17 protein-coding genes are annotated in these 22,005 nt (G+C 72.3%); 2 read left to right on the top strand and 15 right to left on the bottom strand.

Features of this window, described 5'->3' with window-relative positions:
- Positions 1–452: 452 nt before the first annotated feature.
- A complete protein-coding gene (locus ACLHRZ_RS25565) occupies positions 453–1,040 on the bottom strand; it encodes a uridine kinase family protein (RefSeq protein WP_490420856.1) in 588 nt (195 codons plus the stop codon).
- A 385-nt stretch (positions 1,041–1,425) separates the two neighbouring features.
- On the opposite strand from ACLHRZ_RS25565, the gene ACLHRZ_RS25560 reads away from it, so the two are divergent.
- Positions 1,426–2,766 (top strand): C39 family peptidase, encoded by a 1,341-nt coding sequence (locus tag ACLHRZ_RS25560; RefSeq protein WP_490420855.1) that lies wholly within the window; start codon positions 1,426–1,428, stop codon positions 2,764–2,766.
- Positions 2,767–3,049: 283 nt separating this feature from the next.
- The gene (locus ACLHRZ_RS25555; RefSeq protein WP_490420881.1) at positions 3,050–5,227 is read left to right on the top strand and encodes a putative bifunctional diguanylate cyclase/phosphodiesterase; all 2,178 of its coding nucleotides are present in this window, start codon (positions 3,050–3,052) and stop codon (positions 5,225–5,227) included.
- Between the two features lie 237 nt (positions 5,228–5,464).
- On the opposite strand, the gene ACLHRZ_RS25550 is transcribed toward ACLHRZ_RS25555, so the two are convergent.
- The 14 genes from ACLHRZ_RS25550 to ACLHRZ_RS25485 form a co-directional block, all read right to left on the bottom strand.
- Complete coding sequence (locus tag ACLHRZ_RS25550; protein WP_490420854.1) at positions 5,465–5,959, bottom strand: DUF779 domain-containing protein; 495 nt, start codon at positions 5,957–5,959, stop codon at positions 5,465–5,467.
- A 243-nt stretch (positions 5,960–6,202) separates the two neighbouring features.
- Complete coding sequence (locus ACLHRZ_RS25545) at positions 6,203–7,468, bottom strand: ATP-grasp domain-containing protein (protein ID WP_490420853.1); 1,266 nt, start codon at positions 7,466–7,468, stop codon at positions 6,203–6,205.
- Entirely contained in the window at positions 7,437–8,378 is a 942-nt protein-coding gene (locus ACLHRZ_RS25540; protein ID WP_490420852.1) for an EamA family transporter, read from the bottom strand. The genes ACLHRZ_RS25545 and ACLHRZ_RS25540 overlap by 32 nt, the downstream gene beginning before the upstream one ends.
- A gap of 20 nt (positions 8,379–8,398) precedes the next feature.
- Positions 8,399–9,076, bottom strand: a complete 678-nt coding sequence (locus ACLHRZ_RS25535; protein ID WP_490420851.1) for a YggS family pyridoxal phosphate-dependent enzyme — start codon at positions 9,074–9,076, stop codon at positions 8,399–8,401.
- Entirely contained in the window at positions 9,073–10,041 is a 969-nt protein-coding gene (locus tag ACLHRZ_RS25530; RefSeq protein WP_490420850.1) for a cysteine synthase family protein, read from the bottom strand. The genes ACLHRZ_RS25535 and ACLHRZ_RS25530 overlap by 4 nt, the downstream gene beginning before the upstream one ends.
- 53 nt (positions 10,042–10,094) lie before the next feature.
- On the bottom strand, positions 10,095–10,661 hold the full coding sequence (locus tag ACLHRZ_RS25525; protein ID WP_490420849.1) for a phosphoribosyltransferase family protein: 567 nt from the start codon (positions 10,659–10,661) through the stop codon (positions 10,095–10,097).
- Positions 10,662–10,849: 188 nt separating this feature from the next.
- Entirely contained in the window at positions 10,850–11,617 is a 768-nt protein-coding gene (locus tag ACLHRZ_RS25520) for a class F sortase (protein ID WP_490420848.1), read from the bottom strand.
- Between the two features lie 19 nt (positions 11,618–11,636).
- A complete protein-coding gene (locus tag ACLHRZ_RS25515) occupies positions 11,637–12,227 on the bottom strand; it encodes a hypothetical protein (RefSeq protein WP_490420847.1) in 591 nt (196 codons plus the stop codon).
- A gap of 337 nt (positions 12,228–12,564) precedes the next feature.
- A complete protein-coding gene (locus ACLHRZ_RS25510) occupies positions 12,565–13,227 on the bottom strand; it encodes a double zinc ribbon domain-containing protein (RefSeq protein ID WP_490420846.1) in 663 nt (220 codons plus the stop codon).
- A 105-nt stretch (positions 13,228–13,332) separates the two neighbouring features.
- On the bottom strand, positions 13,333–14,679 hold the full coding sequence (locus tag ACLHRZ_RS25505) for a cytochrome P450 (protein WP_490420845.1): 1,347 nt from the start codon (positions 14,677–14,679) through the stop codon (positions 13,333–13,335).
- A 22-nt stretch (positions 14,680–14,701) separates the two neighbouring features.
- On the bottom strand, positions 14,702–15,688 hold the full coding sequence (locus ACLHRZ_RS25500; protein ID WP_490420844.1) for a terpene synthase family protein: 987 nt from the start codon (positions 15,686–15,688) through the stop codon (positions 14,702–14,704).
- The gene (locus ACLHRZ_RS25495; RefSeq protein WP_490420843.1) at positions 15,685–16,989 is read right to left on the bottom strand and encodes an FAD-dependent oxidoreductase; all 1,305 of its coding nucleotides are present in this window, start codon (positions 16,987–16,989) and stop codon (positions 15,685–15,687) included. Before ACLHRZ_RS25495 ends, ACLHRZ_RS25500 begins: the two co-directional genes overlap by 4 nt.
- A 74-nt stretch (positions 16,990–17,063) precedes the next feature.
- The gene (locus ACLHRZ_RS25490) at positions 17,064–17,606 is read right to left on the bottom strand and encodes a hypothetical protein (protein ID WP_490420842.1); all 543 of its coding nucleotides are present in this window, start codon (positions 17,604–17,606) and stop codon (positions 17,064–17,066) included.
- Positions 17,607–17,683: 77 nt separating this feature from the next.
- The gene (locus tag ACLHRZ_RS25485; RefSeq protein ID WP_490420841.1) at positions 17,684–21,982 is read right to left on the bottom strand and encodes a golvesin C-terminal-like domain-containing protein; all 4,299 of its coding nucleotides are present in this window, start codon (positions 21,980–21,982) and stop codon (positions 17,684–17,686) included.
- Positions 21,983–22,005: the final 23 nt, after the last annotated feature.

Below are 22,005 nucleotides of genomic sequence, written 5' to 3'. Positions count from 1 at the left end.
CCGCTGTGCTGTGGACGGGAGTTGACCAGTGCTCTCGGCGCACCCGGCAACAGGTCCCGCGGGGTTCCCGCCGAAGGGTGCGCCGCCTCGCATCGTACCTGCGCGGTCGGGATGGGCCGAAGGGTGCGGGGAGCGCAGTTCACGGCGCACGGGTGATCAGGGGGCGGACGGAAGAGCGATCCGCAGAACGGTCACCGAGGGTGACCAGGCGGGGTACGGCAAGGGGGCAAACGGCGCAAAATGCGAGCATGGCAGGCAGTACGAAGCCCCCGATCACGGGGGAACAACCGGGGGCTTCGTGTCCGCAAGCGGCCCTCGGGGGCCGCACATTGAGAACGTAATTCCTGTACGGCCCCTGGGTCAAGCCGAGTTGGGGGAGTCGGCGGGGATTCGTACGCCGCCGGGGAGGGCGGGGACGGAGGATCATCACCGAGCGTGAGGATAAGGGGAGTTCAGGCGGTGGCCATGGGTCCCGGCAGCAACTCGTACCCCTCTGTGCACTGCAGCACCAGGAGTTCGGCATACGGGCGCGAGGGGTCGGTCGCGAAATGCATGCGCTCCGCTCGCTTCCAGCCGTCCCAGAATTCGGCCTGCACGGGGCCGTCACGGAGTTGACCCCGGGCCCAGGACCCCTCGTGGTGCAGCTCCATCCACAACAGGCAGGCGAGGCGGGGCCGCAGGGCGCTGCGGCCTGCGCCCACGCCCTCGATGATCACCACCGGGGCGGGGGCGAGGGCCCGTTCCGGCCCGGCGAAGCGGCGGGCCGTCCAGTCGTAGGCGCGGTAGTGCGCCGTCTCACCGCGCGAGAGCGGGGCGAGGACCTTGTCCCGGAGCCGGTCCGTCCAGGCGAACAACTCGTCGTGGGTGGCGAGGTCGTCCAGGTGCAGGACGGGGGCGCCGCCCAGGGCGGCGGCCAGCCGCGCGGCGAAGGTGGTCTTGCCGGAGCCGGCGTGCCCGTCGACGGCGACGAGCCGGACGGGGCCGAGCGAGGGGGGCAGGGCCTGCAGCCGGCCCGCGAGGGCGGGGAGGGGGTCGTTCACGGGGTCACCCTACGGGTGCGGTGCGCCCCGTAAGGGGCGCGGGGCTGTTACTCCCCCAGCTACCGCTGGGGGTACCCCCAGCGGCTCCGCCGCGTGGGCGCGACCGGCCACCGCCGGCCTGCAGTCGACGCACCACCCCGGGGGTCCGGGGCGCAGCCCCTGGGTGTACCTCCCAGCGGTAGCTGGGAGAGCCTCGACTGCGGGCGCGTCGTGGCCGGTCGCGCCCACGCGGCGGAGCCGCATAGGTAACCGCCCCGCGCCCCTTCGGGGCGCCGTGGTGCCGTGTACACGGGCCGGACGGCCCGATTGGTGTACCGGGCAGCAGGGGAAAGAACCTTCCGCACGCGACCCACGTCCGACTTCCCACGACTGGGGGCCACCCGCCATGTCCAGCAGAGCCACACCCCGCCGCACCGTGCTCGCCGCAGCCCTCGCCCTCGCCGCGGCGAGCACGCCCGTCGCCACCGCCGCGCCGCGCGCGGAGGCCTCCGTCGACTACCGGGCCTGGACCACCTATCCCCAGTGGGCCGGCGGCAGAGGGTCCGGCACCAGGGTGCTCGGCGAGGGGCGCCCGGGGCTGTGCATCGCCCACGCCCTCGGCACCCGGACGTACGCGGACCCGCACACCCACGTCACCTCGGAGTGGGAGTACGCCACGTGGAGCTCCCCCGTCCATACGCTCCCCGCCCCGGCCACCGAGATCGTCGTCTCCTGGAACGTCCACGCCCCGGCCGGCACCTGGCTCCAGGCCGAGGTGCGCGCCGCCTACAACGACCGCACGCGGACGCCCTGGTACGTCATGGGCCGCTGGACGGCCGGCGACGGGACCGGCGACATCCGGCGCACCTCCGTCGACGGGCAGAGCGACAAGAGGAGCGGCGTCTCGACCGACACCCTCGCCGTGAACGACCCGTCGGGCGGCCTGCGCCTGGTCTCCTACGAGCTCCGCCTCACCCTGTACCGCAAGCCCGGCACCTCGCTGACGCCCACCGTCTGGCGGCTCGGCGCCATGGCGTCCGCGGTCCCGGACCGCTTCACCGTCCCGGCCTCCCGGCCGGGCGAGGGGGCGGGGCACAGGCTCAACGTGCCGCGCTACTCGCAGGAGATCCACAAGGGGCAGTACCCGCAGTACGACAACGGCGGGGAGGCCTGGTGCAGTCCCACCTCCTCGCAGATGGTCCTGGAGTACTGGGGCCGCAGGCCGACGCCCCGGGACCTCGCCTGGGTCGACCCCTCGTACGCGGACCCCGACGTCTGCCACGCGGCCCGGTTCACGTACGACTACCAGTACCAGGGCTGCGGCAACTGGCCGTTCAACGCCGCCTACGCGGCCACGTACCACGACATGCAGGCCGTGATCACCCGGCTGCGCACACTGAACGAGGCCGAGCGGCTGGTGCGGGCGGGGATCCCGGTCATCACCTCGCAGTCCTTCCTCGCCTCGGAGCTCGACGGCGCGGGCTACGGCACGGCCGGCCACCTGATGTGCGTGACCGGATTCACGCGGTCCGGGGACGTGGTCGTGCACGACCCGGCGGCGAAGACCGATGCCGAGGTCGAACGGGTCTACAAGCGGCGGCAGTTCGAGAACATCTGGCTGCGGACCAAGCGCCGCAACGCCCAGGGCCAGGTCAAGAGCGGCTCCGGTGGCGTCTGCTACCTCTACTTCCCCACCCGGATCTCCCCGGCCCAGCGGCGCGCGCTGGCCTCGGTGGGAGTGCGCTGAGCGGGAAGCGGCGCGGCACCCTCCGGTGGAGGGTGCCGCACCGATCCGGTACCCCGGAGGTATTGCGCATCGGGTCTTTATGTGATCATTTATTTGCGATCATTGCTTGCAGCGGCCAACGATGCTGCCGATAGCGTGATCGTTTGTGCAGAAACGGGCGCAGGAGGCGGAAGGTGCACAGCGGCCGAATGCGGATCGCCTATTTCCGTTTGGCACTTCCCTTCGAACGTGCGATCGGTAGCCTCCTGTCATCACCCCTCCGATGAGCTGGAGAGACAGTCTGATGGAGCGCCGTGCGACCGGTCCGAACCGCACAACCGGTTTGCTCTTGGGTGACCGGACCGGGCACGACGACCGGCTCCGGCGCTTCGCCGCGATCTGGAGCCGGGCGCTCCACCCCACCGCGGAGACCCCGCTGACCCGTGCCGAGTTCGAGAACCAGCTGCTGCCCCTGGCGGCCACGCTGCGCGACGTGCTGCACGCCCGCGTCTTCGACCCCCGGCCTGCCACCGAGGTCGGCACCGCGCTCGTCCGGGCGCAGTGCACCGACCCCGAGGTGCTGCCGCTCGTCCTCGGCGTCATCGACGCCTACCTCGTGCTGTACTGCCCGCCGGGCCCCGATGTCTCCCCCGAGGAGAGCCGCGCCCGCTGCGCCCGGCTGCAGCACGCCGTCGCCGCCGGTTTCGCGCGTGCCCTGCACGAGCACACCGTCGCCGAGCAGCAGGCCGCCGCCCGCCTCGCCCGGGCCGAGGCCGAACAGGCCCTGCAGTCCAGCGAGGCCCGCTTCCGCGCGGTGTTCGAGGGAGCGGCCGTCGGCGTGGGCATCGCGGACGTCGACGGCCGCATCATGGACGTCAACGACGCGCTGATCCGCATGTTCGGCGGCCTGGAGCAGGAGGTGACCGGCCGCAACGTCGGCGAGCTGGTGCACCCCGACGACGAGCCCGGCATCTGGGGCCTGTACCGCGAACTCGTGCGCGGCGACCGCGACTACTACCGCGTCGAGAAGCCCTACTACCGCGGCGACGGCAGCGTGCTGTGGACCGACATGTCCGTCGCCCTGCTGCGCGACCCGGCGGGCCGGCCGCAGTACCAGCTCGCGCTCATGGAGGACATCACCGAACGCCGCGTGCTGCACGAGCGGTTGCGGTACGAGGCCACGCACGACGCCCTCACCGGGCTGCCCAACCGCACCCTGTTCTTCGAATGTCTCGACCGGGCCCTGGAGACCGGCGCGGAGGGCGCCCGCTTCGGCCTGTGCTACCTCGACCTCGACGGCTTCAAGGCCGTCAACGACAGCCTCGGCCACGCCGTCGGCGACCGGCTGCTCGTCGCCGTCGCCGAGCGGCTGCGCTCCTGCGTCTGCGGCCCCGGGGAATTCATGGCGCGCCTGGGCGGCGACGAGTTCGTGGCCCTGACCGCCGGCCCCGCCGCGGACACCGACGCCGCGGCCCTCGCCCGCCGGATGCTCGCCGCGCTCTCCGGCCCCGTGACCGTGGACGGCCGGGACCTGGCCGTGCGCGCCAGCATCGGCATCGTCACCGGCGCCGCGGGCGAGTCCGGCGCGGCCGAGGTGCTGCGCAGCGCCGACATCACCATGTACCGGGCCAAGGCGGCCGGCGGCAACCGCTACGAGACCGCCGACGCCGACTCCGACGCCCGCGCCATCGCCCGGCACAGCCTCACCACCTGCCTCCCCGCCGCGCTCGACAACGGCGAGTTCTTCATCGAGTACCAGCCGCTGGTCCGCCTGGAGGACGGCACCGTGCGCGGGGCCGAGGCCCTGGTCCGCTGGCTGCACCCGGTGCACGGGGTGCTGGGGCCCGACCAGTTCATCCCGCTCGCCGAGAGCACCGGCCTGATCGTGCCGCTGGGCCGCTGGGTGCTGGAGCAGGCCGCCCGGCAGGCCCGCGCGTGGGCCTGCGAGGGGGAGGGCGGCGGGCCGCTGCGGGTCAACGTCAACCTCTCGCCCTCGCAGCTGCGCTGCCCCACCCTCGTCGCCGACACCGTCGCCGTCCTCGACGACGCCGGGCTCGACCCCGCGGCCCTGTGCCTGGAGGTCACCGAGAACGCGCTCATCGGCGCCGACGAGGAGGAGCTGCGCACCCTGCGCCGGCTCGCCGAACTCGGCGTCGACATCGCCCTCGACGACTTCGGCACCGGCTACTCCAACCTCTCCTACCTCCGCCGGCTGCCCGTCAGCACGCTCAAGCTCGACCGCTCCTTCACCCGCGGCATGCAGCAGTCACCGGCCGACCCCGTCGACGTGAAGATCGTCGAGGGGATCGTCTCCCTCGCCCACACCCTGGACCTGTCGGTGACCGTCGAGGGCGTGGAGACCGGCACCCAGGCCGACCACCTGCGGTCGCTGGGCTGCGACACCGCGCAGGGCTGGTACTACGCGCGCCCCGGCCCGCCGGAGCGCCTGCACACGCTCTCGCTGGCCGATGCCGCGTCCTAGGGCGTGTCCGATGGGTCAGTGCGGGCCCTGCGGCGTCTGGTGCTGGGGGCACCCCCAGCGGTAGCTGGGGGAGGATCGCAAGGCGGAGCATTACCCGCGTACTGGGCGTACTCGGGTGATGCGACAACGCGGCGAGGCGCCGTACCTGGGGGTACCTCCTGGGGGCACCCCCAGCGGTAGCTGGGGGAGGTAGCTGGGGGAGCGTCGCAGGGCCTGTGCTGACCCATCGGACACGCCCTAGCCCCGGGGGGAGTGCGGTGCGTTGTCTGCGGGTTCGTTGTGGCTTGTCGCGCAGTTCCCCGCGCCCCTGACGGGGCGCCCGATCACGCGCCCGTCCAGCAACCGGGCTTCCTCGTCCGTCAGCAGTCGTGAGCGGATGAGGAAGCGCACCCCCTCGGGGGCCTCCAGCGAGAAGCCGCTGCCGCGCCCCGGCACCACGTCCACCGTGAGGTGGGTGTGGCGCCAGCGCTCGAACTGCTCGGCCGACATCCAGAATCCGGTCGGCTCGGCCACGCCCTCGACGGTCAGCTCCGCGAGCAGCACGTCGGAGCCGCCGGTGCGGAACTCGCCGCGCGGGTAGCACATCGGCGAACTGCCGTCGCAGCAGCCGCCGGACTGGTGGAACATCAGCGGGCCGTGCTGCGCGCGCAGCCGGCGGAGCACCTCGGCCGCCGCCGGGGTGATCGCGATGCGGGAGACGTCCTGCGGACGGCCGGGTGGGTGCGGTGACACGGCATGCGCCTCCTCGGTGCGGTTCCGGGTGCCTGTGCCCCGGACCCCTGGGGTGGTGCGTCGGCTGCGGGCCGTCTGTGGCTGGTCGCGCCCACGCGGCGGAGCCGCATGATGTGACAGCCCCGCGCCCCTGACGGGGCGCCCGGTCGCGCCCACGCGGCGGAGCCGCATATGTTGCAGCCCCGCGCCCCTTACGGGGCTTAGCCTGCCCCGCACGGCCCCGGAACGCCAGAGGCCGACGCGTCACTGCACCGCGTACAGCCCGTCCAGTTCCGCGGCGCGCAGTGCCGCGTAGTCGGCCTCGATCTGGCCGGGGTCGTCGTGCAGCAGGTAGCAGACGCCCGGCGAGGTGGCCGAGTCCACGGTCGGTGCCAGCATGTCGCCGACGCCCACACCCAGTTGGAGCCCGGCGAACGACTCCAGGCCGCGGAGCCGCTCGAAGCCCGACAGGGAGGTGATCCGGCCCGATGCGGGCGAGATCAGCGACACGTAGCGCATGTGCGTCTTGAGCTCGGCGGGCCGGTCGGCCCATGTCCGGAATCCTGTGGGGTCCGACAGTGCCTCGGCGGTGAGGTCCACGTGGTTGGTGCCGAAGCAGCGGTCGACGACGTGCGGCAGGATCGAACCGGCCAGCCGCGCCCCGCACTCGACGAGCACCGGCCCGTGCTCGGTCAGCATGATCTCCGAGTGTGCCGGGCCGTGCCGCACGCCGAGCGCGTCCAGGACGCCGAGCAGGTAGGGGCGGATCAGCCGGGCCGCCGGGTCGTCGTCGGGCAGCGGCTCCTCGTAGTCGTAGACGGCCGCCCCGCCCCGTCCCGGGCGCTTGTGGTAGCGCCAGATCTCCGCGACGTGGTGCCGGCCGGCCACGCTCACGGAGTTGGCGAAGTACTCGGTGCCCGCCAGGAACTCCTGGACGACCACGGTCCTGTTGGCCGTCCCCATCAGGCTGGGGGAGCCCAGGATGCGGGAGAACGCGGTGCACATCTCGACCGTGTTGGAGCAGAAGAACACGTTGTCCGTGCCCGCGCTGTCGGCGGGCTTGACCACCAGCGGCCACCGGTCGTACGCCTCGGCCCAGGAGCGGGCCGCCTCGAACCGGTGGGTGCGCAGGGTGTCCGGCGCCCGCAGCCCGTGCCCGCGCACGGCCATGGCCATCTCGTACTTGTCCCGCCGGACCCGGCCCGCGTCCACGGCGTTGCCGGGCACGCCCAGTCGGTGGGCCAGCGCGTCGGCGAGGTCGACGCCGGTCTCCGCCCCCGCCACCACGAACACCGGTCCCCGCCGGGCGAGTTCGGCCACGAGCCCGTCGAGCCCGTCGGACCCGCCCCGGTGCACCAGGGCGTCCTCGGGGGCGAACGCACCGGACGGGAAGGTCCGCAGATAGAACTCGGGAACCGCCTCCGAACTCTGGACGTGGGTGCAGGCCACGCCGCGCCGCGCCAGCGCGGCCGGCAGGAACCTCCCGGTCGAGAACGCATCAACGATCACGCAGTGCATGTGTGCTGTCACCCTTCTCCTCTACCACCGTCGGCTGTCGTTCTCCGCGCCGCGCCAGCAGGCCCGCGCCGATGAGTGCCGTGATCACCGCGATGCCCACGGCCGAGGACGGGGAGAAGGACAGTCGCGGGTCGGCCATCTGCAGCAGCAGGGTCATGGCCGGGGCCAGTGAAATGATCATGGAGGCGGTCACCGGGGCCACCCGGCGCACCCCCAGCTGCACCAGATACGCCGGAACGGCCACCCCGATCACCGCGACCACCAGCCCCGGCGCCACCGCCCGCGGCAGCTCGCCGGACCCGCCCGCCCCGGCCAGCACCCAGCCGCCCACCGCCACCGCGCCGAACCGCAGCCCCAGCACCGTGGGCACGTCCAGGCCGGACGCGCCCAGCCGCGCCGAGAAGACCACGTTCGCGGCGGACGCGGCACCGGAGACCACCGCCGCCAGCACCCCCAGCAGCATCGGCGCCAGGTCCCGGGCACCCACCCCGCTGCGCCCGGCCAGCGACATCCACACCAGCACCACCAGCGTCGCCAGGATCCCGCACGAGGACACGACCTCGCCCGGCAGCACCCGGTCCCGTCGCCACCACACCGCCTGCAGCACCACGGTGCAGGCCGGGCCGACGGCGATCGACACGACGTTGGCGATCGCGGGCTCCATCAGCTTCAGCGCGTAGAGCAGGGTCAGCCAGGTGACGGCCGTGGAGAGGTTGAGCACGGCCAGGTCCCTGCCGTGCTCGCGCACCACCGCCACCAGCCGCGCCCACCGCAGCCGGACCGCGGCGGCGGTGCAGAACACCACGCCCGTGGCGGTGAAGGCCACGGCGGCCACACTGCCCGGGTCCACCCGCTGCAGCCGGTCGCCCGCGAACACGTCCACCAGTGCCGAGAGCGCACTGAACACCAACAGCGGTACCACACCGCCCCCTTCCGCTCCCGTCAGACCCCGGCGCGGGGCCGCGGCCCGAACACCGCGGAGCCGACCCGCACCATCGTCGCGCCCTCGGCGACGGCCGCCTCGAAGTCCGCGCTCATGCCCATGCTCACCTCGTCCAGGCCGTGTTCGGCCGCCAGCGACCGCAGCAGCCGGAAATGCGGCACCGGGTCCTCCCCGGCGGGCGGGATGCACATCAGCCCGGTGAGCGGCAGTCCGCAGACGTCCCGGCACTCCTTCACCAGGGCCGCCAGCGAGTCGACCAGGACCCCGCCCTTCTGCGTCTCCGCGCCGGTGTCCACCTGGATCAGGCAGCGCGGCCGCCGGCCCGTGCGCTCCATGGCTGCGGCCAGGCCCGCCGCCAGCTTCGGCCGGTCCACGGAGTGGACGACGTCGAAGAGACCGACCGCGGCCGCGGCCTTGTTGGTCTGCAGCGAACCGATCAGATGCAGCTCGGCGTCCGGGTGACGCTCGCGCAGCGCGGGCCACTTGGTCTGCGCCTCCTGCACCCTGCTCTCCCCGAAGCACCGGTGCCCGGTCGCCAGCGCGTCGAGGACGGCCGCCTCCGGGTGGAACTTGCTCACGGCGATCAGCGCCACGCCGTCCGCCGGCCGCCCGGCCCGCTCGCAGGCCTCCCGCAGCCGCCCGGCCACCGCGGTGAGCCGCTCTCCCGGCCCCGTCACTGCGTGCGCTCCCCGGCGGCCTCGTAGTCGCGGTACTTGCCGTCCCAGATGCTGAAGTACTTCCAGGCCGCGTCGAACAGGACGGTGACCACCACCTCTTCCGGCGGCAGCGTCCGCGCCAGGCGCTGCGCGGCGAAGATGTTGCCGCCCGCCGTGGGGCCGGTGAACAGGCCCTCCTCGGCGATCAGGCGTTTCATCGTCGTCCAGCCGTCGTCGCCCGTGATCAGCTCGACTTCGTCGACCAGCTCCTCGCGGAGGTTGGACGGCACCTTGCCCGGCCCCAGCCCCATCATGTTGTGCGCGTGGTGCTCGAAGGGCAGGCCCTTGCGCTTGGCGTAGAGGGCGGCCGAACGGTCCACCTCCACCGCGGTGGTGACGATGTCCGGGTACTCGGCCTTGAGGACGTCGGCGATGCCGGTGAAGGTGCCGCCCGTGCCGACGGAGCAGATGAAGTGGCCGGGCACGAGCCCGCGTTCCTTCATCCCGGCGACGATCTCGGTGCCGCAGCTGCGCCAGGAACGCCAGTTCAGCTCGTTGGTCGACTGGTCGAGGAAGTGGCTGCCGGGGTGGTCCGCGACGTACTGCCGCGCGGTGTCCTCGCTCTCCAGGAGGAAGCCGTCCTGGGAGGTCTCGATGATGGTGGCGCCGAACGTCTCGATCTGCTTGCGGCGTTCCTCGGTCATGCCGGCCGGCATGATGATGGCGATCTTGTATCCGCGGTCCCTGCCGACACGGGAGAGCGCGGCCCCGCCGTTTCCGGTGGAGCATTCGACGAGGGTCATGCCGGGGCTGATCCGGCCCTGCTTCTCCAGCTCGTCGAGCATGTAGGAGAACACGCGGTCCTTGTGGCTGCCGGTGGGGTTCAGGAACTCGCACTTGGCGAAGATCCGGGCGGCTCCCGGCTCGGCGAGGTGCGTCAGTTCGTGGAGTTCGGTGGGCTTGACCGGGCCCTGGTGGCTGGGCATGGGCTGGGGCACTCCTTCGGCGGTTCGGTCGGGCGCAGAAATATGACGGTGCGTCAGTCAAGGACGTACGCGCGGTGGGTGGTGTCGTCCACCGCGATTCTGACGAGCGTCCTGACGTCGATGCCGAAGCGCTCCTCGACCTTCTCCCGGCCGCCGTTCTGGGGCTTCTCCACGGCGACCAGCACCTCGGAGACCGTGGCGCCCGCGGCCTGCACGGCCTCGACGAGGGCGATGAGCGTGCCGCCGGTGCTGATCGTGTCGTCGACGATCGTCACGCGGTCGCCCGGCTCGATGCCGTTGACGTGGAGCGTTCCGCTGAAGTACTCGCTGTCGATGGGCACCGGGATGGAGTTGTGCCCGACGTCGTAGGTGTACCAGCGGGCCACGGCGAGCGGGAGGCCGGCCGCGAGGGAGACGGCCCCGCCGAGTATCGCGCCCTTGTCCTCCTCGACGAGAATCTTGTCGCTGTCGAACTTGCCCAGTTCCATGAGCCGTTCGGTGGCCTCCCGGAGAACCTCCGGGCGCAGCGCGGGTATCTGGTCGGTGAATTCGTTGACCGTCGTGCGGTGTTTTCCCGACCGGACGGTGGGGGCGTCCTGATAGACCTGTTCGAGCAGCATGCGCACTCTCATTTCGACGCGGGGCGAGAGTGACTCTTCTATCAGCCGTATATGCGTCGGCCGAGTGCGTGCAACCGGTCCGTTCAGCAGCGAACCGGCCCCTGACCTGCGGCGGTCGGGGACACGCCGTGGTCGGGGGCCGGTCGATAGTCTGTCAGGTTTGCGAACTGCCGTTCCGGGAAAGGCGGTCAGGCCTCCTCGCCCTGTTCGGGCGGCTGGGGAACCCGGGGCGGCGCGGGGGGTGCCGGGGGCGGCGGTGCAGGCGGCGCCGGGGGTGCCGGAGGTGTCTTGGGTGCCGGTTTCGCGGCCCCCGTCAGATAGGCGGAGACCACCACGTTGGCCGCGTACTCGTGGTGCGCGCGGTCGTAGTTGCCGCCGCAGGTGATCAGGCGCAGTTCGGCGCGGCCCGCGTCGTGCGGCCCGTAGACCTTGTCGTCGTCGAAGTGGTCCTTGTCGACGAGGGCGACGTCCTCCACCGTGAACCGGGCGGTGGTGCCGTCGGCGCGGGTCACCGTGATCGAGGTGCCGGGCTTGAGGAAGCGGATCTCGTAGAAGACCGCCGGGGCCTTGTCGGTGTCCACGTGCCCGACCAGGATGGCGGCGCCCTCGCTGCCGGGCTGCGGACCGCCCTGGTACCAGGCCACGGAGTTGGGCCTGTCGTACGGCGGCGTCTCGACGCCGCCGCGCGGGTCGAGGCCGTGGCCCTCGATGGGGGCCGTCAGGCCGATGGCGTCGATCGCCAGCTGTTGGGGGCCTGCCCCCGGCAACGGATCGCGTGCCGGGGGCAGGCCGGTGCGCGCGGGGGAGCGGGCCGCGGCGGCGTCACCGGTCCGCGGAGCCGGGGATATCGGCTCCTCGGCGATGTCGTGGCCGCGTAGCCACAGGGCCAGCAGCAGTGCCGTCCAGGCCGCTCCGGTCAGCAGGCGGCCGAAACCACCTGTGCGCGCTTCTGACATGGTGCCGGTTCGCTTCCCGTCACCGCTTGGCCGCGGCGCGGCGGCGGTTCCAGATCAGACCACCGGCCAGGGCCACCGTGGCGCCGCCCGCGAGGACGAGCGTCGAGGCGTCGGGAGAGGACTCCGCGGCCGGGGTGATCGCGGTGGCGCCGCCGCCCGCGTGGTTGTGACCGTGCGGACGGCTGTTGTCACGGCCGTGGTCGTGGTCCCGGCCACCGTGGTCACGGCCGCCGTGGTCGCGCCCGTGGTCCTCACCGCGGCCGTGGTCGTGGTCCCGGCCGTGGTCCTCGCCACGCCCGTGGTCCTCACGCCCGTGGTCGTGGTCGCGGCCGTGGTCCTCACGCCCGTGGTCGTGGTCGCGGCCGTGGTCCTCACGCCCGTGGTCCTCGTCGCGGCCGTTGTCGTCACGGCCGTGGTCCTCGTCCCGGCCTTCGTCGTCACGGCCGTTGTCACGGTCGTGGTCGCCGCAGCCGTGGTCGCAACGATGGTCCTGGCCCGCCTGGACGAGACGGGCCTCGGCCTGGGCGGGACTGAGGGCGTATGCGGCCGGGGCCGCGCACAGGGCGACAGCCGTCAGAGTTCCACAGAGAGCGGTACGAATTGACTTCATTGGGTGTACCTCCTTCGCTTCAGAGATTCACCCGCCACCCCGGCCGGAGCATCCGCTGCGTAGTTCTACTGCTCCATTCGGTAAGGAATCAGGGCCACACGGGGGAGAATCGCGCGGATGTCCGCGGGATCCGGGGCCGCTCCGGTTATTAGGGCCTGTCCGATGGGTCAGCACAGACCCCGCGACGCCCGGCACGGCACCTCGCCGCGTTGTCGCATCACCCGAGTACGCCCAGTACGCGGATGATGCTCCGCCTTGCGATGCACCGCACCGGACGCCGCGGGGCCCGCACTGACCCATCGGACAGGCCCTAGGGGCCCGGTGTCCCAACCCCCGCCTACCGCCGCTGTCCGCACCCCGGGCAGAACGCCGCGCCGTCCGGCAGCGGCGCCCGGCACCCCGCGCACGCCGACTGCTGCGCCAGCTCGTGGCCGCAGCCCATGCAGAACCGGCCGCCGTGTGTCTCGGTGCGGCACTGGGGGCACACCAATTGCCGGGGCGTCTCCGCGTCGTGCTCCTGGCCGCGCCGCTGCCCTTCGTCGTAGGCGCGCTGCGCCACCTGGTCGTTGAGCCCGCGCTGCTGCGCCGCCATCATCTCGCCCGCCGTGTCGGGCGCGCAGTGCAGGCAGAGGCCCTGTCCGGTGTTCCAGCAGCGCCCGCACACGTACGAGGCGCAGCGCGCGCAGCGGTTGAAGTGCCCCTCGGCCGCGGTGATGGCACGCTGGAACGCGGCGTCGCGCGACCTGCCCCAGCTGGAGCCCGCCAGCCCCTCGGCGGCGGTGGACACCTCGCTCACCACGGACCCGAGCAGCCCCGATGCCGCCCCGACCCCCTTGTTCAGCCAGCCGGCCAGGCGCCCGCCCCGGTAGGGCTCGAAGGGCGAGCGCCAGGTGTCCTGACAGCGCGAGCAATAGAATTCGAACTGGAATCCGGACTCGGTGCCGTACTGATGGCACATGTCGTGGTAGTTGCCGGCGAAGGAGATCTCGCTGCCGCTCACCGCACGCCCCCCGTGGTCGGTCCTGCGCTTCCCAGCGGACGACGCCGGTGCGGCGTGGCCGGTTCTGGGTGAGCGAAGTGTGGCACAGGCGCGGCAACGGCCGTGCTACGACGCCGTGTTCGCGCGCCGGTCCAGGCGCAGCAGCAGCTGGCGCGGGCGGTGGAAGGCCGACAGGGGCGCGGGCCGGGTGTCCGCGCCGGGCACGCCGCGCACGGTCCGGCCGCCGGCGATCGTGGCCAGCACCAGTACGCACTCGGCCATGCCGTAGTCGTCGCCGATGCACTTGCGCGCCCCGGCGCCGAACCCCAGGAAGGCGCCGCGCGGCAGGGTGGCGGCCCGGTCGTCCAGCCAGCGGTCCGGGTCGAAGTCCAGGGGACGGGCGTACGCCCCGGTGCGGCGGTGCACGGTGGTGGGGGCGATGACGACCGTGGTGTCCGGGGGCAGCCGCCGCCCGGCCAGTTCGGTCTCCGCCGAGGTGACCCGGGTGAACAGCCAGCCGGGCGGATGGAGCCGGACCGTCTCGTGGACGACGCGTGCGGCGAAGGGGAGCCGGGCGATGTCGTCCCGGCGGGCGGGCCGCCCGCCGAGGACGGCGTCGGCCTCGGCCTGGAGCCTGCGTTCCTGCTCCGGGTGGCCGGAGAGCAGCTGGAGGGCCCAGGTGAGGGTGGCGGCGACGGTCTCGGTCCCGGCGGCCAGCACGGTCACGACCTGGTCGTGGATCTCGGCGTCGGTCAGTACGCCGCCGTCCTCGTCCCGGGAGGAGAAGAGCACGGACAGCAGGTCGCCCTGGCCGGCCCCGTCGCGCCGGTAGGCGGCGACGATCGCCTCGACGGTGTCGTGCAGGTGCCGCAGCGCCCGCCGGTGGCGCAGGTTGGAGGGGAGCGGCAGGCGGCGCACGGCCGGCGGCATGAACATCTGGCGGAAGAACCCGCTGAAGGCCGTCTCGAAGGACTGCCGGATCTCCTCGACCACGGCCTCGTCCACGTGCGCGGCGAAGAGGGTGCGGGTCACCGTGCGCAGCGCGAGGGCGTACAGCACGGGGTAGGCGTCGATGACCTCGCTGTCCCCCCAGGAGGCGGCGAGCGCGGCCGTCTCGTGCTCCATCACCGCCGCGTACGCCTTCAACTGGTCGTGGTGGAATGCCGGTTGCATGAGCCGCCGCTGCCTGCGGTGGTCCCGGTGCGGGCAGGTGGCCACGCCGTTGCCCGCCATGGCCCGGGCCCGGTCGTAGTAGGCGCCGCCCTTGTCGAAGGTGCGGTCGTCGGTCAGGACGTGCCGCAGGAGCTCGGGGTGGCAGGGCACGTAGGCCCGTTCCCGGCCGAGCCTGATCTCCACCAGGTCGCCGTGGGCCGGGAGGGAGGCGAGGAAGGCGGTGGGGTCGCGCAGCAGCGGCCACATGTGGCCGAGGCCGGGGAGCGCGCCGGGGGCGGTGCCGGTGGTGAAGGTGCTCATGACGCCTCCTGCTGTCGCGGGGTCACGGGGCTGCTTGCCGGTGCCGGTAACGTGCGCAGTGGGCCGACCAGTCGAGGTTCGCGCGCATCCAGGCCTTCATGCCGTCGGTGAACGCGGTCAGGGCCGTCAGATCCCGCCCGGTGAGCCCCGGCCAGCTGCTGCACATGCGCTGCAGTTCCCGCTCGTGCGCATGGAAGGCGTGGACGTCGGCGGCCACTTTGCCGTAGACGCGGTTCACCGCCTCCTGCACAGTGAGCCCGAACTGGCGCTGCAGCACGAGCACTCCGTTGACGCTCTCGCGGAGGTGCAGCTCCTTCTCCAGCGAGACCACGTCGTTCACCCACACCACGACGTCGGTGGCCCTGGTGAACATGCCGCGCAGCTGATCGGTCTCGTGCAGCAGCGGGGGTATCTCCCTTCCGGTGGCGAATTCGAGGAGGTCGAGGCAGGAGGTCACGGACCCGGAGGCGCGGCGCAGTTGGACGTATTCGCGGAGTGCGGGGGTGCGCCGGTGCCGCCGGTAGAGGGCCTCGTAGCGGAAGGCCGAGAGGAAGTGCATGGTGTGGGTGAGGAACCGCATGCGCCACCACCGGCTCTGGGTGCGGGCGATGCGCTGCCAGACGTGCGCCAGGTGCCGGACGAGCGGCGGTCCGTCGGGGACGGGGCCGGGCTCCGGGACGAGCGTGCCGAGCAGCCGCGAGGCGACGCCGGCGTCGGCCGTCCCGTCGGGGTCGTGGAGGTCGTCGACGAGGAAGAGCCAGGCGAACCAGCCGGCCAGGGGCGCCGCCCGGTCCTCGCGCAGTCCGGGGTAGGCGCGGACGATGAGTTCCCCGGCGCGCGTGGCCGACAGGCGGTCGCGCTCGGCGGGTCCGTCGGCCCACGCCATGACCGCGTCGTCGAGTTCGCGGATGCGGGCGGGGGCCGGGGCGCAGGCGGGCAGCCGGTAGAGGACGTGGCCTGCGGGAGGGAAGGTCTTCACGGGGAAGGCCGTCGTGGGGGAGGTCTTCATTCCGCCGTCTTCCCGGTGCGGGCACGGGCGGGCCGCAGGGCCGGGCCCAGGAGGACGGCGGGGGACGCCGTCAGATGCTGGACGTCGAGGAAGCGCCGGTACAGGTCCGGGTCGTCCGGGATGCGGCGCAGTAGCCGGTGCAGGATCCGGCGGGCGAGGGCGGCCGGGAGCGGGCTGCGGCCCGGCCGCCAGCCCAGGTCCAGGCTCGCCGCCATCAGCCAGGGCAGGGTGAGCGTCCGGCTCGCCCGCCGCTGGAAGCGGCGGCAGGCGCGGGGGAGCGCGGCGGTGTCGTCGAGCGTCCGGCCGAGGAGGACGGCCTGCTGCGCGGCGACGGTCATGCCGTGCCCGTAGAGCGGGTTGAGCGAGCAGAGCGCGTCGCCGAGCACGACCAGACCGGCGGGCCGGTGGCGCAGCCGGTCGTAGCGGTGCCACTCGCTGCCGAGCCCGGCGTAGCGGTAGGCGGGGCCGAGCGGTTCGGCGGTTCCGGTGATCTGGTGGACGTACGGGTTCGCGAGGGCGGCCGCGTAGGCGGCGAAGCCGTCGGGGTCGGTGGGGGCCGTCCGGCCGTCGGCCCCCAGCAGGCAGACGAGCCAGCGGCCGTCCTCGATGGCGACCACGGCCCCGCCGCGGTCGGTGCCGGGCGCGAGGGTGGCCTGCAGGGAGGCCTGCCAGGTGTGGTCGGCGGAGGTGTCGCGCTTGTAGAGGCGGGAGACGTACGACAACCTGCCGTCGACGCAGCGGACTTCGGGCGCGCCGAACCCGGCCTCGGTCAGCCAGTCGGGCAGCCGCGAGTGCCGCCCGGCGGCGATGACGACGAGGTCGGCGGGGAGCGTGCCGTGCCCCTCGGTCCGTACGCCGGCCACCTGTTCATGGCGGGCGTCGAGGGCGACTCCCGTGACCCGGGTGCCGTCGAGCAGGGTCACCGCCCGGTCCTCCAGCACGCGCCGGCGGATGCAGGCTTCGAGGAGCGGACGGCTGAAGGTCTGCAGGACGAGCCCGGTCGGCACCCGGGGCGACCAGCCCGTCGGATACAGCATCGGGAACCGGCCGAAGTCCGAGACGGGGGCGCCTCTGTCGGTCAACTCGTCCTGCAGGCCCGGGAAGAGGTCTTCGAGGATGTGCGCGCCGCGGGCCAGCAGCGCGTGGGGATGACGGCTCTGCGGGGTGCCTCTGCGCTGACCCGGATCCGGCCCCAGGGTGTCCTGCTCGACGATCGTCACTCCGGCACACCGTTCGGCCAGCACCCGGGCCGTGACGAGCCCCGCGTACCCGCCCCCGACAACCACCGCACGTACGTCCACGAGCCGCCCTTCCGCGCCGGTCCGCGCCGGTTCCGCTCAGTGCGTACCAGGGAACCGGCCCGGCGACGGCGCGTTCAACTGCCCCCGGGGGGCGCGCTGTTGGGCACGGGGCGTACGAAGAGCGTCAGGGAGCACAACAGGACGGCGACGGCCAGGCACGTCCAGCCGATCAGATGCGCCAGTGTCGCCGCCGCTCCGCCGGGGGAGAGGCGGAGCCCGAAGGCCGCGATCAGGCACAGCGGGAAGGAGGCCATGGCCGCGCCCCATCTCCTGTCGCGGGCCAGGGCCCAGGTGCCCCAGAGGCTCAGCAGGCCGAGGAGTCCGAAGACGAGGACGAGGACGACCGCGAGGACGAATCCGTAATAGACGGAGCCCACGGCCAGGCAGCCGAACAGGGATGTCGAGACGCACCCCGTGAGCGCTGCACGGCGCAGCCGGTTGTGCCGGGCAAGGATCCTGTTGCCCAGCCACCAGGAGAGTGCGGCCGGGAAGACACCGATCGTGGAGGCGAGGACCACCTGGCCGGCGGGCAGGCCGGACGGCAGGGTCACGGCGAGCGGGAAGAGCAGGGGCGGAAGTGCCGTCAGCAGCTCCGGTGGTGTGGGGCGTCGCGCCATGGTCTGCATTCTCCCTTCCGGACCGGGCGGAAAGCCCCGGCAGGGCCCGCTGTCGCGGTTCCTGCCGGGGCCGGGAATCACTCGGCGTGGCTCCCGTCGTCACAGAACATCGGGACGGTGGGGGTGCCGCCGGGAAGGCCGGACGGCATCGCCTTGAGGCTCCACGGATTTCCTCCGTTGCCCCGGAGCTCGGTTCCGCACGACCCGTAGCCGGTGTGGTGGTCGTCGCCGGGCGGCACGTTGGAGAACGACTTGAAGTCGCCGCGCTGTACGGGCCCGCTCGTCGGACGGCCGGTCTCGTCGACCATGTGACCGTCGAGATAGAGGTACAGGTTGGGCATGTAGCTCTGGTACACGATCCCCGTCGTCGGATTGTCGTCGATGTTCGCAGCGGCCGTGGACTTGACGGTTCCGCCCACGCAGAAGCCCATGCTGACCTCCTGCCAGATCGGGGGCGCCATGTTGAACAGCGAGCCCTGGGGCGTACCGGCGATGTCGATGTCCGGCTTGCGGAAGAACAGGCTGTAGATGTCGCCTGCCGTGTCCGCGACGTCGGCCGGGATCTTCCGCTGGTCGGCCAGGCTCTTCAGCTTGTTCATCCAGGCGCTGACGTCGGCGTCGGTGCTGGGCGCCTCGTCGAGCGGGCGGTAACCGATGCTGCCGCCGCTGATGTATTTCGTCGTCACGCACGTGCCGCTGGAGTCGATGCCGGTCGGCTTTTGGGCCGAACGGTAGGCCTGTCCGGGGGTGACGCCGGTCACCAGCGGGTTCTCCACGTGGGTCGTCTGTCCGGTGACGTTGCCGTCCTTGGCGTCGAACGACAGGTCGGGCAGGGTGACGCCGAGGGAGCCGTAGTCCTTGACCGTCGCCTGGATGAAGTTGCGGGCGAACGGGGCGATCTCGGTGTTGCCGGTCCGGCTCGAGTCCGTCACCTCCTCGGACCCCGGGATGATCCTGCCGTCCGGGCCGACGATGTACGACGTGTCGATGTGCGTCTTGATCTTGTAGGAGCGGTCGTCGTCGAAGGTGTGCTCGTCGATCGTCGCCGGCGGCGCGGGGATCGCGAATCCCAGCCAGTCGGCCTCGGAGGGGTGGTGGTTCGGATCCGTCCCGGCCGCCTCGACGTCGGCCTGCCATGACTTCGTCGTGGACGCGATGCCGGGGCCGACACAGAGGTCGTCGAACTCGCCGTCCGGGCAGACCTTGTAGTGGTCCAGGCCGATCATCCCGCCGTGGCCGTCGAAGCCCGAACCGCCGTCGATGCGCGAGTGCGCCCAGTCGTAGATGGTCTGACGCGTCCGCATAGGCGTCTTCATCAGCCAGGGGGTGTCGGTGTCCAGGTTCTGGTTGCTCTCGAAGATCGCCGCCGCGTCGAAGGTGTGGTGCTCGTACGTCCCCTCCACCGGCACGAACGCGAGCGCGTCGTAGGCCACGTCCAGTTCACCGGAGGTGGAGTCGCCGGTGACGTTGGAGAGGGAGACCTTGGCGTTGGAGCCCAGTTGGAAGTAGCCGATGGTCAGCCAGTCGTTGTTGGCCCTGGACTGGTCGACGACCCGCTCGCGGACCTTGCCGTCCTTGGTCGTGATCTCGTAGTGGGCGCTCTTCGTGGTGTGCGAGGGATAGGGGATGAACGCCTGCACCTTGTAGACGTGATCGCCCAGATGCGGCGTCCAGGTGCCGTTGGTCGTCAGGTAGTTGTCCCAGTCGTTGGGCTGACGGGCGTGGGAGAACCAGTAGTGGCCGCCGAAGCCGCCGCCGATCTGGTGGAGGTCCTCCTTGGCCTCGTAGCTGCCCTTGTCGTCCTTGCGGAACTCCCAGGAGAACGATCCGTTGCTGCTCCAGCCGCGGGACCCGCAGCGGTTCTGCGGCGCGTCGTCGGGCTCGTCGTCGACGAGCACGGTGCCGCCGGGCAGCGAAGCGGTGTCGCAGGGGCCGTTCTTCGGGTGGGCGTCACCCGGCTCGCCCCGCACGGTCTTGTACGTGAGGTACTCGTTGCCGCATTCCCTGACCGGCCCGTTGGGGGCCGTCGGCTTGGTGCCGCAGTTCTTCCACGTGACGTCGTGGTTGAACCAGTGCTGGTTGTAGCAGGCGACGGTGTGGCAGACCGGCGGGCTGAACGGGTTGCAGCCGTTGGTGTCGTCGCAGAACGTCGTGCCCGGCGGCTTGATCGCGTCGGTGCGCATCGAGGCGTTGGTCCACCAGGCCGCGGAGAACCCGTGTGTGTTGCCCTTGTTCATGTTGCCGTTGTCGTCGTACGAGTGCCCGGTGTCGATGGGGTAGGCGCCCCAGCCCATCACCTTCTCCTCGTAGGACCAGTTCTGCGGGTGGGCGGCGTCCGCGTAGTGGTTGTAGTCCAGGAACGCACCGCGGTCCACGGGGTACTTGGGGTTGGACGGGTTGTTGGCCCAGCCCAGCCCCCAGGCGTTCGGCAGATCCGGGTTGCTGCCACGGACGTTGAGGCCCCCGTTGTAGTCCCAGACGGCGGCGAACCAGTTCTCCGGTCGGGACGGATCGTCGTCGTTCAGCTTGATCTGGGTGCCGGCGGTGTGCAGTTCGTTCCACTTGTCCTGCAGGATCCGCACCGAGTAGGCGATGCCGGTCGCGTAGTCCAGGGCGACGGCCCGCTGCTGGTCCGGGGGCAGGAGCACCTCGTGCTCCTTGGGGTGCCCGGCGATGCGCATGCCGTCGGTGGCCTGGCCGATGCCGTAACCGCAGTCGGCCTTGTCCCAGTTGATCTTCCAGATGAGCTTGGGGTCATACCCCGTCTGTCCGGGGTAGATGGCGGTGCCGTAGAAGTTGCCGATCAGCGGATTGCCGTACTCGCCCGGCTCGGCGTGCGAGGTCGCCTGCCACAGGTTGGACTCCTGGGTCAGGATGCCCAGCATGACCTGGGCCGGAATCCGGCCGTTGGGGCCGGTGACGAGCCCGTGCGGCGGGAACATGCCCTGCGGCGACCAGGCCGGCAGGCCCGAGTGGTGCCAGTCCGCGGGCCGGCCGATGTGGTCGGAGGTGAGCAGCCCCCGCACGGCCATGTCGGCCGCCCACTCCACCTGGGCCGGCGTGGGCTGGAGGACCTGGGTGTGCACGTCGTTGCGCGGCACCGAGCAGTAACGGTCCTCGTCCACCGGGTCGGTGGACGGGTCGCCCGGGTCGGCGGCCTTGGCCCCGGACGCCGCGAGCGCCTTCTTGACGGTGCTCTTCCCGCCCGCGATGAACGGGAGCAGCGGCGAGGGCCTTCCGCCGGTGTCGGCCTGGGCCGGGGTCTGCCGGGTGGGGACGGTGAAGGCCACCGGCTTCTCGGTGCGGGTGGCCGTCGCCTTGATCTCGACGGGCTCGGCGGCCGAGGTCCTGGCCCGCTGCAGCGGTGAGGCCACCTTGTCCGCGAGGTGCTGCGGGGTGGCCTGGGAGACGGCCAGTTCACCGTTGGTCGACAGCTCCGCCTGGGCGGGTGCCTCGGTGATGCGGCGCATCGTCGCGGGCAGGTCGGCGTGCGCCGTGGTCCGGCCGGTCACGAAGACCTTTCCGCCCGCGCCCTGCGCCAGGCCGACCTGGCCCAGCTTGCCCTCGGCCAGGGACTTGACGGTGCGGCCCCGGAGCTGCCGGACGCCGACGGTGCCGCCCTTGGCGGGTTCCAGGAAGGCGACGTTGCCGTCGGCGTCCGGGCGCAGCCGCACGGCGGTGCCGTGCGTGGTGGCCACCACGTCGGCCTTCCCGGCCGGGCCGACCTTGATCAGGTGCGGCCCGGCGGCGGCTATGACGTCCTTGCCGACGGGGACGGCGGACGTCGCCTGCCCGTCGACCGTGCCCGTGGAGACGACCTTTCCGGCGGCGGCGTCGACGGTCTGGAGCCGGGTCTGCTCGCTCTTGCCGTCGGCGTCGGCCTGCGTGACCACTGCCGTCTCGCCGGCGCCGCAGCCGGGGTCGAAGTAGGCCAGGCTCGCGTTGAGCGGCAGCTTGGTCACCTTCCCCGACTGCAGGTCCACGACCGCGGTGAAGGCGCCCCGGTCGAAGAGGTCGCCGCGGTTGGTGAACGCCCTCGGGGCGTAGACCACCACGGCCCGCTCGCCCGAGCCGGTCACACAGGCGTTGCCGATCCACTGGTCGGTCTCCAGGCCCGGCTCCGACAGCGTGGCGACCGTCCGCCAGGTGTACCCGGCGGCGGCATCGGCGACCAGCACATGGAAGCCGGTCGCGTCCCCGGCCGTCGTCCAGGCACGGTCGGACGACTTCTTCCAGTTCTTGCCGAGGAGGTCGCCCCGTTTCGCGGGGGCGACGGTGTCGGGGGAGGCGGGCGGGGGCGTCGGGGCCGGGTCGGCTTGCGCTGGAGCGCCCTGCAACAGCCCGGCGAACGTGGCCAGGACTGCGGCAGCGACCACGGGGACCCGTGCTCTTCTGCGAG

The sequence above is a fragment of the Streptomyces sp. AM25 genome (assembly GCF_058146165.1).
This window is presented reverse-complemented; position numbering and strand designations above follow the sequence as displayed.

Coding starts and splice junctions, on each gene's coding strand:
- ACLHRZ_RS25520 (WP_490420848.1), bottom strand. CDS start 11,617: ATGTCAGAAGCGCGCACAGGTGGTTTCGGCCGCCTGCTGACCGGAGCG.
- ACLHRZ_RS25530 (WP_490420850.1), bottom strand. CDS start 10,041: ATGCCCAGCCACCAGGGCCCGGTCAAGCCCACCGAACTCCACGAACTG.
- ACLHRZ_RS25505 (WP_490420845.1), bottom strand. CDS start 14,679: ATGAGCACCTTCACCACCGGCACCGCCCCCGGCGCGCTCCCCGGCCTC.
- ACLHRZ_RS25490 (WP_490420842.1), bottom strand. CDS start 17,606: ATGGCGCGACGCCCCACACCACCGGAGCTGCTGACGGCACTTCCGCCC.
- ACLHRZ_RS25555 (WP_490420881.1), top strand. CDS start 3,050: ATGGAGCGCCGTGCGACCGGTCCGAACCGCACAACCGGTTTGCTCTTG.
- ACLHRZ_RS25560 (WP_490420855.1), top strand. CDS start 1,426: ATGTCCAGCAGAGCCACACCCCGCCGCACCGTGCTCGCCGCAGCCCTC.
- ACLHRZ_RS25515 (WP_490420847.1), bottom strand. CDS start 12,227: ATGAAGTCAATTCGTACCGCTCTCTGTGGAACTCTGACGGCTGTCGCC.
- ACLHRZ_RS25525 (WP_490420849.1), bottom strand. CDS start 10,661: ATGCTGCTCGAACAGGTCTATCAGGACGCCCCCACCGTCCGGTCGGGA.
- ACLHRZ_RS25500 (WP_490420844.1), bottom strand. CDS start 15,688: ATGAAGACCTCCCCCACGACGGCCTTCCCCGTGAAGACCTTCCCTCCC.